We start from the raw sequence: 17,797 nt of genomic DNA on the forward strand, positions 1-17,797 counted from the left end.
CGTTGTCCAGCGTCACCTGCGCTTGGCGCACGATCACCGCGCCCAAGGGCGTCACGCTCACCTCGTTGCCGCCACGCTCAAACAGTTTCAAGGCCAGCTCGTCTTCAAGCTTGCGCACCGCCACCGATAAGGTCGGCTGCGAGACAAAACAAGCTTCCGCCGCCCGCCCAAAATGCCGCTCCCGCGCCACGGCCACGATGTAACGAAGTTCAGTAAGGGTCATGGCCCGGGAGTGTGCTTCAAAGCAGGCCGCCAGCGCGCCAGTCGCAGCGCGTTGCCGATCACGCTGACGCTGCTGGCGGCCATGGCGGCACCGGCGATGACGGGGTTGAGCAGGCCCATGGCGGCCAGCGGGATGCCGATCACGTTGTAGAGGAACGCCCAGAACAGGTTTTGGTGCAGGGTGCGGGTGGTGCGGCGCGACAGCTCGATGGCGTCGGCCACGCTGCTTGGGTCGCTGCGCACCAAGGTGATGCCGGCGCTGTGCATCGCCACATCGGTGCCGCTGGCCATGGCGATGCCCACGTCCGCCGCAGCCAGCGCCGGCGCGTCGTTCAGGCCATCACCCACCATGGCCACGATGTGTCCTTGGGCTTGCAGGGCGCGGATGGCCTCGGCCTTGTCAGCGGGCAGGACCTCGGCACGCACCGCGTCGATGCCGAGCTGGGCGGCGATGCCTTGCACGGCGCTCAGGTGGTCGCCGCTGAGCAGCATGGTTTTGACCCCCAGCGCATGCAACTGCGCCACCGCCGCCTTGGCCCCCGGTTTGAGCTGATCGCCAAACGCCAGCAGGCCGAGGAGATGGGTGGTCGCAGCGGTGGGTGCGGCGCAGAGCCACGCCACCGTCAGGCCTTGGGCTTGAAGATCGGTGGCGCGGGGGTGGAGGGCGCTCAGATCAACACCCAGCTCCGTCATCCAGCGCTGGCTGCCCATCTTCAGGGCCTGACCGGCGACTTGGGCTTCGATGCCACGACCGGGGACGGCGTGCCATTGTTCGGCGCTGAGCTCCGCCAAACCTTGCGTCGCTTTGAGCACCGCCCGGGCCAAGGGATGTTCGCTGCCGCGCTGCAAGGCGCTGGCCATGCGCAAGAGCTGCGCAGCATCGAGGCCGCTGCCGGGCTGCACGTCCATCGCTTCAAGGCTCGGTTGGCCCAAGGTCAGGGTGCCGGTTTTGTCGAACACCACCCAATCGATGCGCCGTGCCAGCTCCAGCGCTTGGGCGTCCTTGATGAGGATGCCGTGGCGGGCGGCAGCGCCGGTGCCAACCATCATTGCTGCCGGCGTGGCCAGGCCCAAGGCGCAGGGGCAGGCGATGACCAGCACGGCCACGGCGTTGAGCAGGGCTTGGGTCCAGTCAGCATGCAGGCCCCCCCAGCCCAAGCCCCAAGCCAGCAAAGTGAGCAGCGCCAGCACGATCACCACCGGCACAAAGACCGCGCTGATGGCATCGACACGGTGTTGGATCGGGGCTTTCTTGGCTTGGGCCGATTCGACCAGCCGGATGATGCGCGCCAAGGTGGTCTCGGTGCCCACGGCCCGAACCCGCAGCACCAGCCGACCTTCGCCGTTCACCGCCCCGCCCGTGACTGCATCGCCTTCTTGGCGCGCCACCGGCAGGCTCTCGCCGCTCAGCAGCGACTCGTCCAGATGACTGCGACCTTCCAAAATCACCCCGTCCACCGGCACGCGCTCGCCCGGACGCACCACCACGCGGTTGCCAACGCGCAGCTGGCGCAGCGCCACCGTGCTTTCCTGACCATCGGGCCCCAGCACTTGAGCCACGTCGGGGCTCAGGGCGCGCAGGGCGGTGATGGCGGCCAAGGTGCGGTGCTTGGCGCGCGCTTCGAGCCACTTGCCCAGCCGCACCAAGGTGATGACGACGGCGGCGCTTTCGAAGTAAAGGTGCGGAGGGTGGCTGTCATGGTGGTTGCTCAGCCACAACCCGAGCGACAAGCCAAAGGCGGCGCTGGTGCCGATGGCGACCAACAAATCCATGTTGCCGCTGCCGGCGCGCAGCGCGTGCCAGCCGGCGCGGTAAAAACGCGCGCCCAGCACAAACTGCACCGGGGTGGCCAAGAGCAACTGCCAGCCGCCCGGCAGCATCCAGTCCACACCCCAAGGCGCGGCCAGCATGGGCAACAGCAGCGGCAGCGAGAGCAGGGCGGCCAGCGCCACTTGCTGGCCTTCGCTCAGCCAAGGCGTGGGGTGACGGTTTGGATCGGAGTTGTCGCCGACGTCTTCGTTGGAATCTTCTTGCAGCACATGGGCGTCAAAACCAGCCTTGCGGATGGCCGCACTCAGCTGCTCCGTGTCGGGCACGGGGCCGTCGGCGCGCCATTCGATGCGCGCACTTTCGGTGGCCAGATTGACTTCAGCCAGCGTCACGCCGGCTTGCTTGAGCAAGGTTTTTTCAACGCGCCGCACGCACGAAGCGCAGCTCATGCCGTCGATGGCGAGGGTGCAACTCAGGGCATGAGAGGGGGTGGCAGCGTTCATGTCGGCGATCATCGCATCTTTGCGTTTATGCTGTTCAAGAAGCCCCCGAGGGTATTTCCAGGAAACTCACCATGACTGCGTTGATCGAACTCACGTTGCCGGACATGAACTGCGGCCACTGTGTCGCCACCATCACCCGCGTGCTGACCGAACAAGACCCCGAAGCCCGCATCGAGCCGGACCTCACCACCAAGCGGGTGCGTTTCACCACCCAGCTCAGCGAGGCCAGCCTGCGCAGCTTGCTCGACGACGAAGGCTTTACGCCGGCTTAGACACGGCTTCCGTGAGGGCAGAGAGGTCTTGGGCGTAGAGCGTCAGACACAGTTCGAGATCGCTGATGACCTCGTAAAGCGGTCGTTGGCCGGACAAGGCTTCACTTTCGCGCAAGATCATCTCAACGCCGAAGCCCCGGCGATCCATCAGATAGCCTTTGCCCAAACTGGGGTCATCGACCGGGTAATAGCGCGACAGCAAACTGGCCAGAATTTCGTTGCGCGGTACGGAGAGGCGGCTCATGGAATCCAGCGACAGCGTGTTGGGCAAAACGCCGGGTGAATGAATCTCTAGCCGGTCGCGGAACATGAATAGCCGAATCCGCTGGGCGTGCATCGAGTAATCGCGGTGCGCCACCGCATTGACGATGGCTTCAAACACGGCCCCCAAGTGGTATTGCGGGTAATCCACGCGTCCCAAAGGCTTGCGGGCCACCGTTTGCATATTGCGCCGTACAAAATGGAAAGCATCCAGGATCTGTCGATCCAGGGGGCCTTGGATATCCTGCGCATCGATCTGTTCGTTGGGGTGATTGCGGGTGCCGGCATAAGCGACCGCGAGGATTTCGACACTTGGTAGCCAGCGTGCCGGCTGAGGCGTACACAGCAACACCCCCGCCACCGTGGGATGGGGTTCGCCGTCGCTCTGTTCCAGCAAATGCAGCCGCCCCAGCTGTGTCAAGACATCGCCCTGATCGGGTTTGATGAAACGCCGCAACAACAGCGCGTCGAGATCATCAAAGTGGCAGCGAGGAACGGCTTGTTCTTCGAAACGGATGATGCGGGCCTGACTGCGTTGCTGAAACAACCGGGCCAGGGCGTCAGGCGGCAGTTCACGTTTGGCGTGTCCGACACGCCGAAAATAACCGTTGGCACTTTGATGTACCCATAGGCTTTGCGGCACTTCCACCACGATCACCGGCTGCATGGCACCGTGACCATCGGGAAGTTCTACGTGGTGGGTGACCACATCCAGCGGTGGTTTGATGCGGTCGTTGCAAAGGGCCGTTAACCAAGCTTCGACGCGGTCAAGGTGGGCCAAAGCAATGCCGGTGATCGTCCGGCTCTTGTCATCCACCCCCAAGATGATCAGCCCGCCTTTGGCATTGGCCAAGGCAGCCAGCTCGTCCGAAAGCCCATCGGGATGCGGTTCGATGGTTTTCCCGTCGTCACGCACGAGCAGTTTTTTCAGCTCCAACGTCGAGTCTTCGCCCAAGCGAATACGTTGCATCAGGTGGTCGATCTTCATGCTTCGGTGTTGTAGCCGACCGAGCTCATGTGAAACGCCAAGGCGGCATCGGCCCCTTGGGCGTGTTGGCTGAACCATTCGACCAGTTCGGGCAACAAGCGGCCGATCAGCTCGCCGCTGCCGTTCTCCAGCACTTTCCGGCGGATGTCTTGCAGCAGATCGAGCACTTGGCGGTGCTGCGAGCTGTGGCAGTTCTCGATGGGATAGCCGGTGGCGACCATCCAGCGGTCTTCGATCTCGAAGTGCTCGACGGTGTGCGCCACCATGGCGTCAAAGCGCTCCAACAGCGTGGCGTGGTCAGCCCCCAAGGCCACGTAGGTTGAGGCCAAGTGGTCGATGAAGGCTTGGTGGATGGCATCCAGGCGCGGATGCTGAAGGTTCAGATCCTCGGACCAGACGTAGGGGTGGGACATGGTCAAACTCCAAAACAAACCCAAAAAGACGCTGCCGAGCGTATCAAGGGTACAAACCGCGTTCCTGACGTGCCGCAAGGATGCGTCCACAAGCCACGGTGAATGCAGCGGTGCGCAAGGTGATGTGATGGTGATCAGCGGTGTCCCAGACGCGGCGCAGCGCGTCCACGATGATTTTGTCGAGACGCAGGTTGATCTCGTCTTCGGTCCAGAAAAAGCTCGAAAAGTCCTGCACCCACTCGAAGTACGACACCGTCACGCCGCCGGCGTTGCAGATCACGTCGGGCACCACCAAAATGCCGCGCTCATGCAGCACGTCGTCCGCGTCCGGATGTGTCGGGCCATTGGCCCCTTCAAGCACCAAACGTGCCTTGATGCGGCCGGCGCGGTCCACGTTGATCTGACCTTCCAAGGCGGCCGGAATCAGAATTTCGCAGTCGGTATCCCAAAACGATTCGTGGTCGGCCGCTTCGCCTTGGGCAAAGCCTTGGACCCCGCCGTGGCGCTGGACGTAAGGCATGAGCTCGGCAAAGTCAAAGCCCTTGGGGTGGGTGATCGTGCCCGAATGGTCTTGGATCGCCACGATCTTGGCGCCGGCTTGCTGGAAGAGCTCGGCCGCCGCTGAGCCGACATTGCCAAAGCCTTGCACCGCCACGCGTGCGCCGTTCAAGTCGAGATGGAGGCGCCGCGCCGCTTCACGGCCGGTGACAAACACCCCCCGGCCGGTGGCTTTGACCCGCCCGAGCGAGCCGCCCAAGTGGATCGGTTTGCCGGTGACGACGCCGGTGGCGGTGGTGCCGGTGTTCATCGAATAGGTGTCCATCATCCACGCCATGATCTGCGGGTTGGTGTTCACGTCGGGTGCCGGGATGTCCTGATTCGGGCCAATGATGATGCCGATCTCGCTGGTGTAGCGTCGTGTCAGGCGTTCCAGCTCCTTCAAAGAAAGCTGCTTCGGATCGACGCGGATGCCGCCCTTGGCGCCGCCATAGGGCAGGTTCAAGGCGGCGTTTTTGACCGTCATCCACGCGGCCAGCGCCATCACTTCTTCCAGATTGACCTGCGGGTGATAGCGCACCCCGCCTTTACCGGGGCCCCGGCTCAGGTTGTGCTGCACGCGGTAGCCCTCGAAGTGCTGCACCGTGCCGTCGTCCATCTCGATGGGCACATCGACGATCAAGGCGCGCTTGGGCCGCTTGAGGGTCTCGGCCCAGCGCGCCAGCTCGCCCAAGTAGGGCAACACCCGGTCCACTTGCGCCAAATAAACGCCCCAAGGACTGGTGGTGGTGGGTTGAACATAGGACAAGGTGTTCATGAGGGTATTCATGATGTGCATCATGCCGTAGGCTTGTGAGCTGAATTTCAATGCTTTTCAACGGAGGGCGTTTCATGCGTTACAGGATGGTGATCAACAAGCACGGGGTGCTCGCGGTGCCGCTCGCGACGATTTGGGTGCCTTTGGTCCTTTTGGCGGGTTGTGCGGTGCAAACCCCGCCCGTGAGCCAGCGCGAGTCCCTGCCGTCGCCAGCGGCGCAGCGCCAAGCGCAGCAAGCCGTGCTGAACACGGCGCCAGCGGTGCCGCAGCTCAAGCGCAAGATCGCGCTGGGGCGGATTTCCAACGAAACCCACTACGGCCAGTCGTTGCTGCGCGACGCGCAAGACGATCCGCTGGGCAAGCAAGTCACCGACATGCTCAGCAAGGCGCTGACGGCGTCCGGGCGCTACTTGGTTTTTGAGCGCCCCGATCTGGGCCGCGTCAAAGAAGAAGGCAAGCTCACTGGCGCGCAGCTCAATGTGATCGGCGTGGATGCGTTGATCGTCGGCTCGCTGACCGAATTTGGCCGCAAGAACATCGGCCAAACCGGCTTTCTCTCAGACAGCAAGCGCCAAGTGGCCTTTGCCAAGATCGACGTGCGCTTGGTCGATACCAGCACCGCCCACGTGTTCTTTGCCACGTCAGGGGCGGGCGAGGCTTCGGTGGAATCGGCTTCGACCCTGGGTTTTGGCTCCACAGCCAGCTATGACGGCACGCTCAACGACGCGGCCATCCGCCAAGCGGTGTCCGATGTGGTCAGCCGCTTGGGGACGGAGCTGAGTGCTCGGCCTTGGCAGACGGCTTTTCTTGCCGCCGAGCAGGGCCAGATCTTTCTCGCGGGCGGCAAAGCCCAAGGCCTGACGCCCGGCATGGTGTTGGCCGTGTTGACCGTGGGCAAAAAGATCAAATCACCCCAGACCGGCTTTGACATCACGCTGCCGGGCCAAGAAGTGGCCAAGGTGCGGGTGGATGCGCTCTTTGGCGATTCGGAAGCGACCGAAGGCTCGGTGGTCAGTGTGGTGAGTGGCTCCTTGGCGGGCCACAAACTCACCGACTTGGTGGTGCGGCAGCAAGGGGGTCAATGATGAAACGCGCAATGATCAAGGCCATGTCGATGGCCGTGTTGGTGGGGGCTTCAGGCAGTTGCTTGGTGAGCTTGAGCGGCTGCGTGCAGTTTCCGACCGAAAAGCAAAGCGTGGCTGATCTGCGCCCGCAGATCGCTTTCAAGGCCGCCGGGGGTGTTTTCCCCGGTGCTGCACGGGTGTGGGTCGATGGTCTGGACGCTGGATCGGTGCTGGAGGCCATCGAAGGCCAAGGGACCCTGCGGGTCTTGCCGGGCACGCATCGCCTTCAGGTGCGCGATGGCGCACGGGTCTTGCTGGACGAGCAGGTGTATCTCGGTGATGGCACCAGCCGCACCTTGATCCTGCCTTGATGTTTTTGGGGAGGGTTCATGTCACGTCTATCACGTTGGTCACGTCGGTCGCCTCTGTTGATGCTGCCATTGACGCTGCTTTTGATCGGCGGTTGCGCGCAGCGCCAGCCGCTTTATGCCTGGGGCGATTACGAGGGTTTGCTGTACCGCAGCTACAAGCAGCCGGAAAAAGCGGTCGAGATGCGCCTCAAGCTCGAAGAACACATCACGGCCCAAGAAGAGGCCAAGGGCAAGGTCGCCCCGGGCTTGTACGCCGAGCTGGGGACGCTTTACTTTCAGTCGGGCAAGAGCGACACGGCCGTGAGCTACTACCGCAAGGAGCAGCAGGCTTGGCCGGAGAGCAGCGCGCTCATGACTGCGATGATTGGCGCCATTGAGCGCCGTGCTGCCGGGAGCAAGCCATGACGATGTTGCGTACCTCTTGGGCGTGCTTGGGTGTTTTGACGGCCTTGGCTTTGGGCGGTTGCGCCACGCCCCCGCCCCCCGCTGAGCCCGCTTTGATCACCAAGGCCGTGCCGCGCTCCATCTTGGTGGTGCCGGTGGTCAATCAGTCGCTTGATGTCGATGCCCCCAACTACCTGCTGGCGACGTTGGCGGCACCGCTGGCTGAGAAGGGCTACTACGTCTTCCCGGTGCACACCACCAAGCTGGTGTTGGAGCAGGAGGGCTTTTACGAGGGCGAGCAGATCCACAAGCAGCCGCCGCAGGCTTTGGCCAAGCTGTTTGGCGCGGATGCCATCCTGTACGTGACCATCAAGCGCTGGGAAGCGCGCTATGTGGTCTTGCAGACGACGGTATCGGTGGAGTTCGACTACCGCATCGTCAGCAAGGACGGACAGGAGCTGTGGAAGGCACACCAAGTGCAGCAGTACCAGCCGCAAAACAACAACAACGGCTTGTTGGGTGCGGTGATCGCGGCAGCCATGGCGCGCGCCGCGCCGAACTACATGCCCTTGGCCCGACAGGCCCACGAGCAGGTGTTCTGGCAAGGGGCGACCGCGTTACCGCGTGGCCCTTATCGGCCGGCTGAACCGAACTGATCGCCCAGTTCGCTGGCGCGTTGGCGGGCGGCTTGCATGGCGTCGATGAAGGCGGTGTCCACGTGAGCGGTGTTCATGGCGCTCAGGGCGGCGTAGGTGGTGCCGCCCTTGGAGGTGACGCGCTCGCGCAGCACGGCGGGCGACTCGTCCGAGCGGCGTGCCAACTCGGTCGCCCCAGAGAAGGTCGCCAGCGCCAGGGCCTTGCCTTGCTCCGCGCTCAGGCCCATGCGCTCAGCCGCCGTCATCATGGCTTCGATGAAATAAAAGATGTAGGCCGGGCCCGAGCCGGACAGCGCGGTCACGGCGTCGAGATCGCTTTCTTGCGCGACCCAAAGCAGCGCGCCCGTGGGGGCGAGCAGGGCTTCGACCTGTTGGCGCTCAGTGCTGCTTACCGAGGCGCGGGCAAAAAGGCCGGCGATGCCTTCACCGATCAGCGCCGGGGTGTTGGGCATGGCGCGCACCACCCGGTCTGAGCCGGTGGCGCGGGCGATGGCGTCGCTGCGGATGCCCGCCATCACGGACACCTGCACGGCTTGGTGAACCCAGGCCGCGCAAGGGGCCGCCGCTTCGGCAAAGCTTTGCGGCTTGACCGCCCAGACTACCATCGTGGCTTGCGTCAAGGCGGTGGAGGCGGCCTCGGCGCTGGCGAAGGTTTGAACGCCGAACTTCTCGGTCAGCACCAAGCGCTGGGCTTCGAAGGGTTCAACGACCACGAGGTGTTGGGCCGGGGTGCCGCTGGCGATCAGGCCGCCGAGGATGGCGCTGGCCATGTTGCCGCCGCCGATGAATGCAAGGGTAGGGTGTGAGCTCATGGGCCGGCAGTGTACTGATGAGCAGCGCTCAGCAGCGTTGCGTTGCCGCCGGCAGCGGCGGTGTTGAGCGTGACGGTTTGTTCCACGCAAAAGCGCGGCAGGTAATGCGGTCCGCCCGCCTTGGGGCCGGTACCCGACAGGCCTTGGCCGCCAAAAGGCTGCACACCGACCACCGCGCCGATCATGTTGCGATTGACGTAAACATTGCCCACGCGGGCTTGGGTGGCGATGTGTTCGGCGCGCTGGTCCAGTCGGGTCTGCACCCCCAGCGTCAGGCCGTAGCCCAGCGCGTTGATTTGCTCGATCAGCTGATCCACGCCGTCATCATCCCCCGCATCACTCTCCGACCAACGCACCACATGCAGCACGGGGCCGAAGATTTCCTCGCGCAGCTCCGCCACGCTGCCGAGCTCAAACACCACCGGGGCGATGTGGGTGGCTCCATGAATGGCGGTGAGATTGGGCGGCATGGGTGTTCGGGCCACCAGCTTGGCGTCGCGCTCTAGGCGTTCGAGGTGCTGGCACAGCTGGGCGTGCGCGGTGCGGTCCACGATGGGGCCGATGTCGGTGGCTTCATCGGCGGGGTCGCCCAGCACCAAGGTTTGCATCGCACCGGCGAGCATCGTCAAAACGGCTTCGGCGATGCTGGTGTGCAGGCACAGCAAGCGCAGGCACGAGCAGCGCTGACCGGCTGAGCCGAAGGCGCTTTGCAGCACCGCGTCCACCACCTGCTCGGGCAAGGCGCTGGCATCGACGATCATGGCGTTGAGGCCGCCGGTTTCGGCGATCAGGGGGACGATGGGCCCTTCGCTGGCCGCGAGCTGGCGCTGAATTCGCTTGGCCACGGCGGTGGAGCCGGTGAAGCTCACCCCGGCGCACAGCGGATGCGCGACCAAGGCCATGCCCACGGTGGGGCCTGGGCCGTGCAGCACCCGCAGGGCCGTGCGTGGCAGACCGGCGTCGAACAGCAGCTCGGCAAAGGCGTCGGCCACCGCTGGGGTCTGCGCGGCGGGTTTGGCTGCCACGGTGTTGCCCGCCACCAAAGCGGCCACCCCTTGGCCGGCAAAGATCGCCAGCGGAAAGTTCCACGGGCTGATGCAGACAAACACCCCGCGTCCGTGCAAGCGCAGTTCGTTGTGCTCGCCCGTCGGCCCCGGCAGGGTTTGGGGTGCGAGCTGCGCCATGGCTTGTTGCGCGTTGTAGCGGCAGAGGTCGATGGTTTCGCGCACCTCAGCCAGCGCATCACCCAGCGTCTTGCGGCCTTCATGCACCAAGCGGGCACAGAACTCGGTCAAGCGGGCTTCAAGCGCATCGGCGGTGCGTTGCAGCACGGCGCAGCGCTCGACCAAGGGGGTGGCGTTCCAGCGGGGTTGGGCACGGGCCAAGCTTGCCATGGCGCGGGTGGCGTCTTGCGGCCCATGCGGCGGCACCTTCGGGCTGGAGGGCAAGGTGCGAAGGGCGTGCTGCACGGCGGCCAGATCGGTGGGCGAGCACAGATCCAGCCCGCGCGCGTTGCGTCGCGCTGGGCCGTACAGATCGCGTGGCAGCGGCAGGTGGGCCGGGGCGCTGGGCTGGACCTGCGGCGGCGCCAGCAAGGTCTCAACGGACTGCTGTGGGTCAGCCAGCTGATGAACAAACGAGGCGTTGGCGCCGTTTTCAAGCAAACGGCGCACCAAGTACGCCAGCAGATCGCGCTGCGCGCCCACGGGGGCGTAGATGCGCACCGGTGGTCGGGGTGGTGGGTCCGGTGGGGCGGTGGCGTCCGTGCTTTGCCGGATCGCTTGGTACAGGCCCGTGCCCATGCCGTGCAGGCGTTGCAGCTCGAAGGGGATGTGCTGTCCCATGTGCTGTCCCATGTGCATCACGGCAGCGATGCTGCTGGCGTTGTGGCTGGCGAACTGCGGGTAGATCAGCGAGCGCTCTGCCAGCAAGCGTCGGGCGCAGGCCAAGTAGGCCAGGTCGGTGTGGTCTTTGTGGGTCCAGACCGGGTAGTCATCGAGACCCAAAACTTGGGCGCGCTTGATCTCTGCATCCCAATACGCCCCTTTGACCAGTCGCACCATCAGCCGCAAGCGCTGGCGGCGGGCGATGGCGATCACCTCGTCCACCGTGTCGATCGCTCGGCGTTGGTAGGCCTGAACCGCCAGCCCCAGCCCACGCCAGTGCGGATGTTGCTGGGCGACATGCCTGGCCAAGGCGTCGAACACCGCCAGCGACAGCGGCAGCCGCTCGCTTTCTTCGGCGTCCAAGGTCAGATTCAGGTTGGCGCGGGCGGCGGCATCGACCAGCTGCGTCACCCGGGGGACGAGTTGCTGCATCACCCGGGCATGCTGAAGGGCTTCGTAGCGCGGCTCCAAGGCCGAGAGCTTGATCGAGAGGCCGTCACCCTCTTCGGGGCTTGAGGGCACACCGCGTGCGGCGAGGAGTTCGATGGCTTGGTGATAAGCCGTTTGGTGCGCTTGGGCGTCGGCTGCGGTGCGGGCTCCTTCGCCAAGCATGTCGAAGCTGTAGCGCAGCTGAGGCTGGCCTTGACGGTTTCGGTGCGCGCGCGCCAAGGCGGCCGGCAGGTCTTGGGCGAACACAAACTGCTCACCCAAGAGTCGCAGCGCGTGCCGGGCCATGTTGAGCACCCCCGGCAGGCCGACATGCTGAAGGCGCTCAGCACTCCAGCCCCCAAGCCACAAGGGGAACGGGGTGCGACCCAGCTGATCGCGCATCAGCCTTGCCGCCGTTGCGTCGTCGGGGATGCGCAACAAAGCTTCGGCCAGACGCATCAGGGCCAAGCCCTCGGGGCTGGAGATCGGATAGCTTTGCAGCAGCGACTCCAAGGCCCAGAACGGCGCGGGGTGGGTGCGGACCGCTTCGATCCAAGGCCGGGCGCGTTGGGCCACGTGTTCCCAGTCCGCCGAGGACAGTCCATGCCGTCCATGCAACGTTCGAGCTTGGTGGCTTTCGTTGCTTTCGCCGCTTTCGTTGCGCATGACGCTTTTGTCGGAGTGGTTTCGGGGGGGGGTATCAGCTGCGCGCGCCGAAGATCGCCGTGCCGACGCGCACCATGGTGGCACCTTCAAGGATGGCGGCCTCCATGTCAGCGCTCATGCCCATGGACAAGGTGTCCAGATCAAGGCCGTCGGCGCGTAACTGTTCGAAAAGGCTGTGTAGGGCTCGGTGGGGCTCGCGTTGGGTTGCGAGCGTGGCGGCGGGCTCTGGGATGGCCATCAGGCCACGCAGCCGCAGGCGTGGCAGACGGGCAATTTCATCCGCCAAGGGGCGCACGTTGTCGGGGCTCAGGCCACTTTTGCTGATTTCAGCGCTGATGTTGACTTGTAGACAGATCGACAGCGGTGGCAGATGGCTGGGCCGCTGATCGGACAGCCGCTCGGCAATCTTGAGCCGATCGACGCTGTGCACCCAGTCAAAAGCCTCGGCCACCACCCGGGTTTTGTTGGCTTGCAAGGGGCCGATCAAATGCCATTCGATCTTGGGCCGCAAATCGGCCAAGGTATTGATCTTGTCCAAGGCTTCTTGAACGTAGTTCTCGCCAAACATCTGTTGACCGGCGGCATGGGCTTCTCGGATAGCGTCGGCGGGCTGCGTTTTGCTCACCGCCAGCAGGTGGACGCTGCGCACATCACGCCCAGCGGTCCGACAAGCGTGGTGGATGTGTCGATGAACGGATTGAAGGCGGGTCGAGAGGGTGGTCATAATTCGCAGATTAACCCGAGCCCCTCATTTGCGGGGTGTCTCGCTCTTATTTTTCAATCGTACCGCCCGATGAACATCGAATCCCTGCTCCAGTTCACTGTTCGCAACAAAGCCTCCGACTTGCACATCTCGGCTGGGTTGGCGCCGATGATCCGTGTTCACGGCGATGTGCGCCGCATCAACGTCGATCCGATGACCCATGAACAGGTCAAGGAAATGATCTATGGCGTGATGAACGACAAGCAGCGCAAGACCTACGACGAAACGTGGGAAGCTGACTTTTCGTTCCCGATCGCCGGCTTGGCCCGTTTCCGGGTCAATGCCTTTGTGCAAAACCGGGGTGCAGCGGCGGTGTTTCGGACCATTCCGAGCAAGATTTTGACGCTGGAGGATTTGAAGGCGCCCAAGCTCTTTGCCGAGTTGGCCCTGAAGACCAAGGGCATGGTGCTGGTGACGGGGCCGACCGGTTCGGGCAAGAGCACCACCTTGGCGGCCATGGTCAACCATCTGAATGAAACGGAATACGGCCACATCCTGACGGTCGAAGACCCGATCGAATTCGTCCACGAATCGAAGAAATGCTTGGTCAATCAGCGGGAAGTGCATGTGCAAACCAAGTCCTTCGCCGCAGCCCTGAAGGCCGCCTTGCGGGAAGATCCGGACGCGATCTTGGTGGGTGAAATGCGTGACTTGGAAACCATTCAGCTGGCGCTGTCAGCGGCTGAAACGGGTCACTTGGTGTTCGGCACCTTGCACACCTCCAGCGCAGCCAAAACCGTGGACCGGATCGTTGACGTGTTCCCAGCGGCTGAGAAAGAAATGGTGCGCGCCATGGTGTCTGAGTCGCTCGTGGCGGTGATTTCCCAGTCCCTGTGCAAGACCCGTGATGGCACGGGTCGGGCGGCAGCGCACGAAATCATGCTCGGCACTCCGGCGATTCGGAATTTGATCCGCGAAAACAAAGTGGCGCAGATGTACTCGGTGATTCAGACCGGCCAAGCTCAGGGCATGCAGACCTTGGATCAGGCCTTGGCCGATCTGGTCAAACGCAATGTGATCACCCCGGCCGAAGCGCGTTCCAAGGCCAAGGTGCCCGAGAATTTCCCGGGCTAACAACTCGGTGAACCCGGGTTAACATGCTTTCGACATTGCTCTGCATTTACGCTCAAGCCCATCATGGAACGCGATCAAGCCTCGAAGTTCATCAATGACCTGCTGCGCTTGCTGGTCTCGCGCAAGGGTTCGGATCTGTTTCTGACAGCGGACTTTCCGCCTGCCATCAAGGTCGATGGCAAGGTGACCAAGATTTCTCCCCAACCCTTGACGGGTCAGCACACCTTGGCCTTGGCGCGCGCCATCATGAGCGACAAGCAAGCGGCGGAATTTGAGCGCACCAAGGAGTGCAATTTCGCCATTTCCCCGCAAGGGATTGGCCGGTTTCGCGTCAATGCTTTTGTGCAGCAAATGCATGTGGGGATGGTGCTGCGGACCATCCCGACCACGGTGCCCACCATGGACGGCTTGGCCCTGCCCGCTGTCTTGAAGGATGTGGCCATGCAAAAGCGTGGCTTGGTGATCGTGGTGGGGGCCACGGGCTCGGGCAAGAGCACGTCCTTGGCGGCGATGATCGATCATCGCAATACCCACGCGCAGCATCACATCATCACGATCGAGGATCCGATTGAGTTTGTGCATCCGCACAAAAACAGCATCGTGACCCAGCGTGAAGTCGGCATCGATACCCATGACTGGGAGGCTGCCCTCCACAACACCTTGCGCCAAGCGCCCGATGTGATCTTGATGGGGGAAATTCGCGACAAAGAAACCATGGAGCACGCCTTGGCCTTTGCCGAGACGGGCCACTTGTGCATGGGCACCTTGCACGCCAACAACGCCAACCAAGCCTTGGACCGGGTGGTGAATTTCTTCCCCGAAGAGCGGCGTCAGCAGTTGTTGATGGACATGTCGCTGAATCTGCGGGCGATGATTTCGCAACGCTTGGTCCCGCGTGAAAACGAATCTGGGCGCGCCGCAGCGGTTGAAATTCTGATCAACACCCCCCTGATTTCCGACTTGATCTTCAAGGGTGCTGTGGCTGAAATCAAGGAAGTGATGAAGAAGGGCCGCGATATCGGTATGCAGACCTTCGATCAAGCGATTTATGACTTGTTTCAGAGCTATCAAATCTCCCTCGAAGACGCCTTGCGAAACGCTGATTCAGTGGGGGATTTGAGCCTCATGATGAAGACGGGTACCGGACGTGGAGCCCAACTTGCGAAGGGCGGGGGCGGTGGTTCCGGTAGCTCGTCCGGCGGCAATACCAAATCCGGCAGTGGCAGTAGTACGGGCAGTGGTCGTAGTCTGGACGACTTGAGGTTGGTGTGATGGCGGGACAGAACAAAGTTGTTGCCTTCATCGGCTTGGGTGTGATGGGTGGCCCGATGGCGGGTCATCTGGTCCGCCACGGCTACCGGGTCCAAGCCTACAACCGCACATGGTCCAAAGCGCAAGCTTGGCAGCAGGCGTATCAGGGTGTGGGTGAGATCCCTGCGACGGTTGCTGACACCCCGCGCCAAGCTGCGGTGGGCGCCGATGTCCTCATGACGTGCGTCGGCAACGACGACGATCTGCGCTCGGTCTTGCTCGGGCCCGAGGGTGCTTTTGCGGGTTTGAAAGCCGGGGCCGTGATCGTTGATCACAGCACAGCGTCGGCCAACGTGGCGCGTGAGCTTCACGGGCTAGCGCAGACCTTGGGCATCGCTTTCATGGATGCTCCCATGTCGGGCGGGCAAGTGGGGGCCGAAAAGGGTCTTCTGACCCTGATGTGTGGTGGCGAGGCCGAGGCCTTTACTTGTGTGGAGCCCGTGTTGGCGTGTTACGCCCGGGCAGTGACCCACGTGGGCCCGAGCGGCAGTGGGCAGTTGGCCAAGATGGTCAACCAAATCTGCATCGCTGGGCTGTTGCAAGGGCTCTCAGAAGCCTTGGCTTTTGGTGAGAAGGCCGGACTGGACATGCCCCAAGTGCTGGGCGTGATCGGCCAAGGCGCTGCGCAGAGCTGGCAGATGGACAACCGGGGCTTGTCGATGCTGGCGGACCGCTTTGATTTTGGTTTTGCAGTGGACTGGATGCGCAAGGATCTGGGCATCGTGCTCGATGAGGCCCAGCGCAACGGTGCAGCCTTGCCGGTGACCGAGATCGTCAACCGTTTTTACGCCGACCTCCAAGCCTTGGGCGGAGGACGTTGGGATACGTCGAGCTTGATCCGGCGCTTACGCTGATCCTTGGCCGGGGACCTCAAGACCCCGCATCAGTACGGTGCGGTGGGTCGCGGTGGTAGCAAGGCCGGATCGGCTGGATCGGGGGCCACAATGTCCAGCAGTCGCACCACCTTGCGTACACCCGCAATGTTGCGGGTCAGCTCGGTGGCCTTGTTGGCTTCTGCGGCCTTGACCCGGCCCATCAAATAAACCACCCCGCGCTCCACCACCACTTTGAAAGCTTGGGAGGGCACATTGCTGGCATCGATCAGGGTGGCCCGCACTTTGGTGGCCAACATCATGTCGTTGGAGCGCTCCGATGAAGAGCTGGGCCACGTGACGACAAGTTCGTTGTTGACACTGGCCACGTTGTCCACGCGTCGAGCGGCTTGTTCCACCGCCCGCTTGTCGGATTCGTTGAAAACTTCGCCGGTCAACAGCACTTGGCGATTGAAGCTGGTGACCACCACATGCCCTTTGTCACCGATGAGTTCAATCGCTCGGTTGTAGGCCTTGATCTCGATGGTGTGGTCTTCCAGTTGGACACCGGGGGTGCGCTTGTCCGACATGATCCACGCGGTACCACCAAACAAGGCGGTTCCCAGCATCAGCGGTGCGGTGCATCCGCCAAGCACGAAACTTGCCGCAAGAGTGATGCCCAGAATCAGGGAAGAGTGGGCTGGTTGGGAGCTTTGCATGGGGTGGGAGGAAAGGGAGTTCTCTTAGGCGTCGCCGTCTTCGTCGCCGAGCAACAAGGTATCCACACCGTCGCACAGGCAGTGCAGGGTCAACAGATGAACCTCTTGGATGCGGGCGGTGCGTTGGTGGGGCACACACAGATGAATATCGGTTTCAAACAGGCGTTCGCCCATGTGCCCGCCCCCCTTGCCGGTCAGGGCGATCACGGTCATCTCTTTCTCGTGGGCGGCGTCCATGGCGGCCAGCACGTTGGGCGAGTTGCCGCTGGTGCTGATGGCCAGCAAGATATCGCCCGGTTGGCCGAGAGCGTGGACTTGTTTGGCAAAAATCTGCTCAAAGCTGTAGTCGTTGGCAATCGCCGTGAGGATCGAGGTGTCGGTGACCAGCGAGATGGCGGCCAAGCCGGGGCGATCGCGTTCGAAGCGGCCGACAAACTCGGCTGCGAAGTGTTGCGCGTCGCCGGCCGAGCCGCCGTTGCCGCAGGCCAGCACTTTGCCGCCGTTGGTGATGGCTTCGAGGATGACATGAACCGCTTGAGCCAAAGGCCGTGTCATGGCTTCGGCGGCGGCGTATTTGAGATCAGCACTGTCAAAAAACTGCTGCTGGATGCGTTGTTCGAGCATGGGCGCGATGATATTCGAGCCCGAGGGGTTTGCCGCTGACTTTGGCCCTCTTTGCGCGGCTTTCATCGAGCGTCAAAGGCCGCTTTGAGCCATTCAAGGGTCTCATCTTCCATGGCGATGACGTCAAAGCGACATGGGGGCCAGACCGCCAGACGCAGCAAATAATGCTGTGCCGCGCGGATCAGCCGGCGCTGTTTGACACCGGTGACGCTGGCAGCGGCGCCGCCCCAATCGCTGGAGCGGCGTTGGCGGACTTCGACGAAGACCAAGGTGCCATCGCGCTCACGCATGATCAAATCGATTTCACCGCCGCGCCTTGAAGGGCCGCCCGCGACTCGATAATTGCGCGCCACCAGTGCCAAGCCTTGGGCTTGCAAATAAGCCAGCGCCCGCGTCTCGGCAGCGTCGCCCCAAGCTTTGGTGGTTGTTCCTGATGTTGGCATTTCGGCCTCCCTTTTCACGCATTGTTCTCAGTCACCCA

General features: G+C 63.1%; 18 protein-coding genes and 1 pseudogene. 8 read left to right on the forward strand and 11 right to left on the reverse strand.

Translation table 11 applies throughout. The features are described 5' to 3' along the window. A partial coding sequence (locus tag AB3X39_RS00760; protein ID WP_369415444.1) for a LysR family transcriptional regulator occupies positions 1-223 on the reverse strand: 223 nt, incomplete at its 3' end. Beyond that, positions 220-2,496: a heavy metal translocating P-type ATPase gene (locus tag AB3X39_RS00765; protein ID WP_369415445.1), complete on the reverse strand. Its 2,277-nt coding sequence runs from the start codon at positions 2,494-2,496 to the stop codon at positions 220-222. The genes AB3X39_RS00760 and AB3X39_RS00765, both read right to left, overlap by 4 nt. A 71-nt stretch (positions 2,497-2,567) precedes the next feature. On the opposite strand from AB3X39_RS00765, the gene AB3X39_RS00770 reads away from it, so the two are divergent. After that, positions 2,568-2,768, forward strand: coding sequence for a heavy-metal-associated domain-containing protein (locus tag AB3X39_RS00770; RefSeq protein ID WP_369415446.1), 201 nt, complete (start codon positions 2,568-2,570; stop codon positions 2,766-2,768). Here the strand turns inward: AB3X39_RS00770 and AB3X39_RS00775 are convergent. From AB3X39_RS00775 to AB3X39_RS00785, 3 genes are read right to left on the reverse strand one after another with little or no spacing between them, the layout of a single operon-like run. After that, positions 2,755-4,017 (reverse strand): ATP-binding protein, encoded by a 1,263-nt coding sequence (locus tag AB3X39_RS00775; protein WP_369415447.1) that lies wholly within the window; start codon positions 4,015-4,017, stop codon positions 2,755-2,757. The two genes, AB3X39_RS00770 and AB3X39_RS00775, sit on opposite strands and share 14 nt — an antisense overlap. Continuing rightward, a complete protein-coding gene (locus tag AB3X39_RS00780; RefSeq protein ID WP_369415448.1) occupies positions 4,014-4,430 on the reverse strand; it encodes a hemerythrin domain-containing protein in 417 nt (138 codons plus the stop codon). The genes AB3X39_RS00775 and AB3X39_RS00780 overlap by 4 nt, the downstream gene beginning before the upstream one ends. 43 nt (positions 4,431-4,473) lie before the next feature. Beyond that, positions 4,474-5,757 (reverse strand): Glu/Leu/Phe/Val family dehydrogenase, encoded by a 1,284-nt coding sequence (locus AB3X39_RS00785; protein ID WP_369415449.1) that lies wholly within the window; start codon positions 5,755-5,757, stop codon positions 4,474-4,476. A 62-nt stretch (positions 5,758-5,819) separates the two neighbouring features. On the opposite strand from AB3X39_RS00785, the gene AB3X39_RS00790 reads away from it, so the two are divergent. Genes AB3X39_RS00790 through AB3X39_RS00805 form a run of 4 tightly spaced genes read left to right on the forward strand, consistent with a single transcriptional unit; the run spans position 5,820 to position 8,220 of the window. Further along, the gene (locus AB3X39_RS00790) at positions 5,820-6,830 is read left to right on the forward strand and encodes a CsgG/HfaB family protein (RefSeq protein ID WP_369415450.1); all 1,011 of its coding nucleotides are present in this window, start codon (positions 5,820-5,822) and stop codon (positions 6,828-6,830) included. Beyond that, a complete protein-coding gene (locus AB3X39_RS00795; protein ID WP_369415451.1) occupies positions 6,830-7,180 on the forward strand; it encodes a hypothetical protein in 351 nt (116 codons plus the stop codon). The genes AB3X39_RS00790 and AB3X39_RS00795 overlap by 1 nt, the downstream gene beginning before the upstream one ends. A gap of 60 nt (positions 7,181-7,240) precedes the next feature. Continuing rightward, the gene (locus AB3X39_RS00800) at positions 7,241-7,585 is read left to right on the forward strand and encodes a DUF4810 domain-containing protein (protein ID WP_369415452.1); all 345 of its coding nucleotides are present in this window, start codon (positions 7,241-7,243) and stop codon (positions 7,583-7,585) included. Then, the gene (locus AB3X39_RS00805) at positions 7,582-8,220 is read left to right on the forward strand and encodes a GNA1162 family protein (protein ID WP_369415453.1); all 639 of its coding nucleotides are present in this window, start codon (positions 7,582-7,584) and stop codon (positions 8,218-8,220) included. Before AB3X39_RS00800 ends, AB3X39_RS00805 begins: the two co-directional genes overlap by 4 nt. On the opposite strand, the gene proC is transcribed toward AB3X39_RS00805, so the two are convergent. From proC to AB3X39_RS00820, 3 genes are read right to left on the reverse strand one after another with little or no spacing between them, the layout of a single operon-like run. Beyond that, the gene (proC, locus tag AB3X39_RS00810) at positions 8,196-9,032 is read right to left on the reverse strand and encodes a pyrroline-5-carboxylate reductase (RefSeq protein WP_369415454.1); all 837 of its coding nucleotides are present in this window, start codon (positions 9,030-9,032) and stop codon (positions 8,196-8,198) included. The two genes, AB3X39_RS00805 and proC, sit on opposite strands and share 25 nt — an antisense overlap. Beyond that, the gene (locus tag AB3X39_RS00815; protein ID WP_369415455.1) at positions 9,029-12,013 is read right to left on the reverse strand and encodes an L-glutamate gamma-semialdehyde dehydrogenase; all 2,985 of its coding nucleotides are present in this window, start codon (positions 12,011-12,013) and stop codon (positions 9,029-9,031) included. Before AB3X39_RS00815 ends, proC begins: the two co-directional genes overlap by 4 nt. 34 nt (positions 12,014-12,047) lie before the next feature. After that, complete coding sequence (locus AB3X39_RS00820; protein ID WP_369415456.1) at positions 12,048-12,737, reverse strand: YggS family pyridoxal phosphate-dependent enzyme; 690 nt, start codon at positions 12,735-12,737, stop codon at positions 12,048-12,050. A 69-nt stretch (positions 12,738-12,806) separates the two neighbouring features. Here AB3X39_RS00820 and AB3X39_RS00825 point away from each other — a divergent pair, with 69 nt between their 5' ends. The 3 genes and pseudogenes from AB3X39_RS00825 (at position 12,807) to AB3X39_RS00835 (ending at position 16,015) form a co-directional block, all read left to right on the forward strand. After that, positions 12,807-13,850, forward strand: coding sequence for a type IV pilus twitching motility protein PilT (locus AB3X39_RS00825; RefSeq protein WP_369415457.1), 1,044 nt, complete (start codon positions 12,807-12,809; stop codon positions 13,848-13,850). Positions 13,851-13,913: 63 nt separating this feature from the next. Next, positions 13,914-14,999: pseudogene (locus AB3X39_RS00830) on the forward strand (PilT/PilU family type 4a pilus ATPase); the annotation flags it as partial. Positions 15,000-15,121: 122 nt separating this feature from the next. Further along, positions 15,122-16,015 (forward strand): NAD(P)-dependent oxidoreductase, encoded by an 894-nt coding sequence (locus AB3X39_RS00835; RefSeq protein ID WP_369415459.1) that lies wholly within the window; start codon positions 15,122-15,124, stop codon positions 16,013-16,015. Positions 16,016-16,044: 29 nt separating this feature from the next. Here AB3X39_RS00835 and AB3X39_RS00840 read toward each other — a convergent pair whose 3' ends face one another. From AB3X39_RS00840 to AB3X39_RS00850, 3 genes are all read right to left on the reverse strand, one after another. Beyond that, positions 16,045-16,692 (reverse strand): BON domain-containing protein, encoded by a 648-nt coding sequence (locus tag AB3X39_RS00840; RefSeq protein WP_369415460.1) that lies wholly within the window; start codon positions 16,690-16,692, stop codon positions 16,045-16,047. 24 nt (positions 16,693-16,716) lie between these two features. Beyond that, positions 16,717-17,316, reverse strand: coding sequence for a phosphoheptose isomerase (locus tag AB3X39_RS00845; RefSeq protein WP_369415461.1), 600 nt, complete (start codon positions 17,314-17,316; stop codon positions 16,717-16,719). 62 nt (positions 17,317-17,378) lie between these two features. Beyond that, positions 17,379-17,759, reverse strand: a complete 381-nt coding sequence (locus tag AB3X39_RS00850) for a YraN family protein (RefSeq protein WP_369415462.1) — start codon at positions 17,757-17,759, stop codon at positions 17,379-17,381. Positions 17,760-17,797: the final 38 nt, after the last annotated feature.

The sequence above is a fragment of the Leptothrix ochracea genome (assembly GCF_041083635.1).
GTDB lineage: Bacteria > Pseudomonadota > Gammaproteobacteria > Burkholderiales > Burkholderiaceae_C > Sphaerotilus > Sphaerotilus ochraceus.

What these genes read in the sequence shown, in the direction of transcription:
- AB3X39_RS00840 (WP_369415460.1), bottom strand. Translation starts at nt 16,692, where the DNA reads ATGCAAAGCTCCCAACCAGCCCACTCTTCCCTGATTCTGGGCATCACT.
- AB3X39_RS00850 (WP_369415462.1), bottom strand. Translation starts at nt 17,759, where the DNA reads ATGCCAACATCAGGAACAACCACCAAAGCTTGGGGCGACGCTGCCGAG.
- AB3X39_RS00770 (WP_369415446.1), top strand. Translation starts at nt 2,568, where the DNA reads ATGACTGCGTTGATCGAACTCACGTTGCCGGACATGAACTGCGGCCAC.
- proC (WP_369415454.1), bottom strand. Translation starts at nt 9,032, where the DNA reads ATGAGCTCACACCCTACCCTTGCATTCATCGGCGGCGGCAACATGGCC.
- AB3X39_RS00780 (WP_369415448.1), bottom strand. Translation starts at nt 4,430, where the DNA reads ATGTCCCACCCCTACGTCTGGTCCGAGGATCTGAACCTTCAGCATCCG.
- AB3X39_RS00775 (WP_369415447.1), bottom strand. Translation starts at nt 4,017, where the DNA reads ATGAAGATCGACCACCTGATGCAACGTATTCGCTTGGGCGAAGACTCG.
- AB3X39_RS00785 (WP_369415449.1), bottom strand. Translation starts at nt 5,757, where the DNA reads ATGAATACCCTCATGAACACCTTGTCCTATGTTCAACCCACCACCACC.
- AB3X39_RS00825 (WP_369415457.1), top strand. Translation starts at nt 12,807, where the DNA reads ATGAACATCGAATCCCTGCTCCAGTTCACTGTTCGCAACAAAGCCTCC.
- AB3X39_RS00790 (WP_369415450.1), top strand. Translation starts at nt 5,820, where the DNA reads ATGCGTTACAGGATGGTGATCAACAAGCACGGGGTGCTCGCGGTGCCG.
- AB3X39_RS00820 (WP_369415456.1), bottom strand. Translation starts at nt 12,737, where the DNA reads ATGACCACCCTCTCGACCCGCCTTCAATCCGTTCATCGACACATCCAC.
- AB3X39_RS00795 (WP_369415451.1), top strand. Translation starts at nt 6,830, where the DNA reads ATGAAACGCGCAATGATCAAGGCCATGTCGATGGCCGTGTTGGTGGGG.
- AB3X39_RS00835 (WP_369415459.1), top strand. Translation starts at nt 15,122, where the DNA reads ATGGCGGGACAGAACAAAGTTGTTGCCTTCATCGGCTTGGGTGTGATG.
- AB3X39_RS00805 (WP_369415453.1), top strand. Translation starts at nt 7,582, where the DNA reads ATGACGATGTTGCGTACCTCTTGGGCGTGCTTGGGTGTTTTGACGGCC.
- AB3X39_RS00765 (WP_369415445.1), bottom strand. Translation starts at nt 2,496, where the DNA reads ATGAACGCTGCCACCCCCTCTCATGCCCTGAGTTGCACCCTCGCCATC.
- AB3X39_RS00815 (WP_369415455.1), bottom strand. Translation starts at nt 12,013, where the DNA reads ATGCGCAACGAAAGCGGCGAAAGCAACGAAAGCCACCAAGCTCGAACG.
- AB3X39_RS00845 (WP_369415461.1), bottom strand. Translation starts at nt 17,316, where the DNA reads ATGCTCGAACAACGCATCCAGCAGCAGTTTTTTGACAGTGCTGATCTC.
- AB3X39_RS00800 (WP_369415452.1), top strand. Translation starts at nt 7,241, where the DNA reads ATGCTGCCATTGACGCTGCTTTTGATCGGCGGTTGCGCGCAGCGCCAG.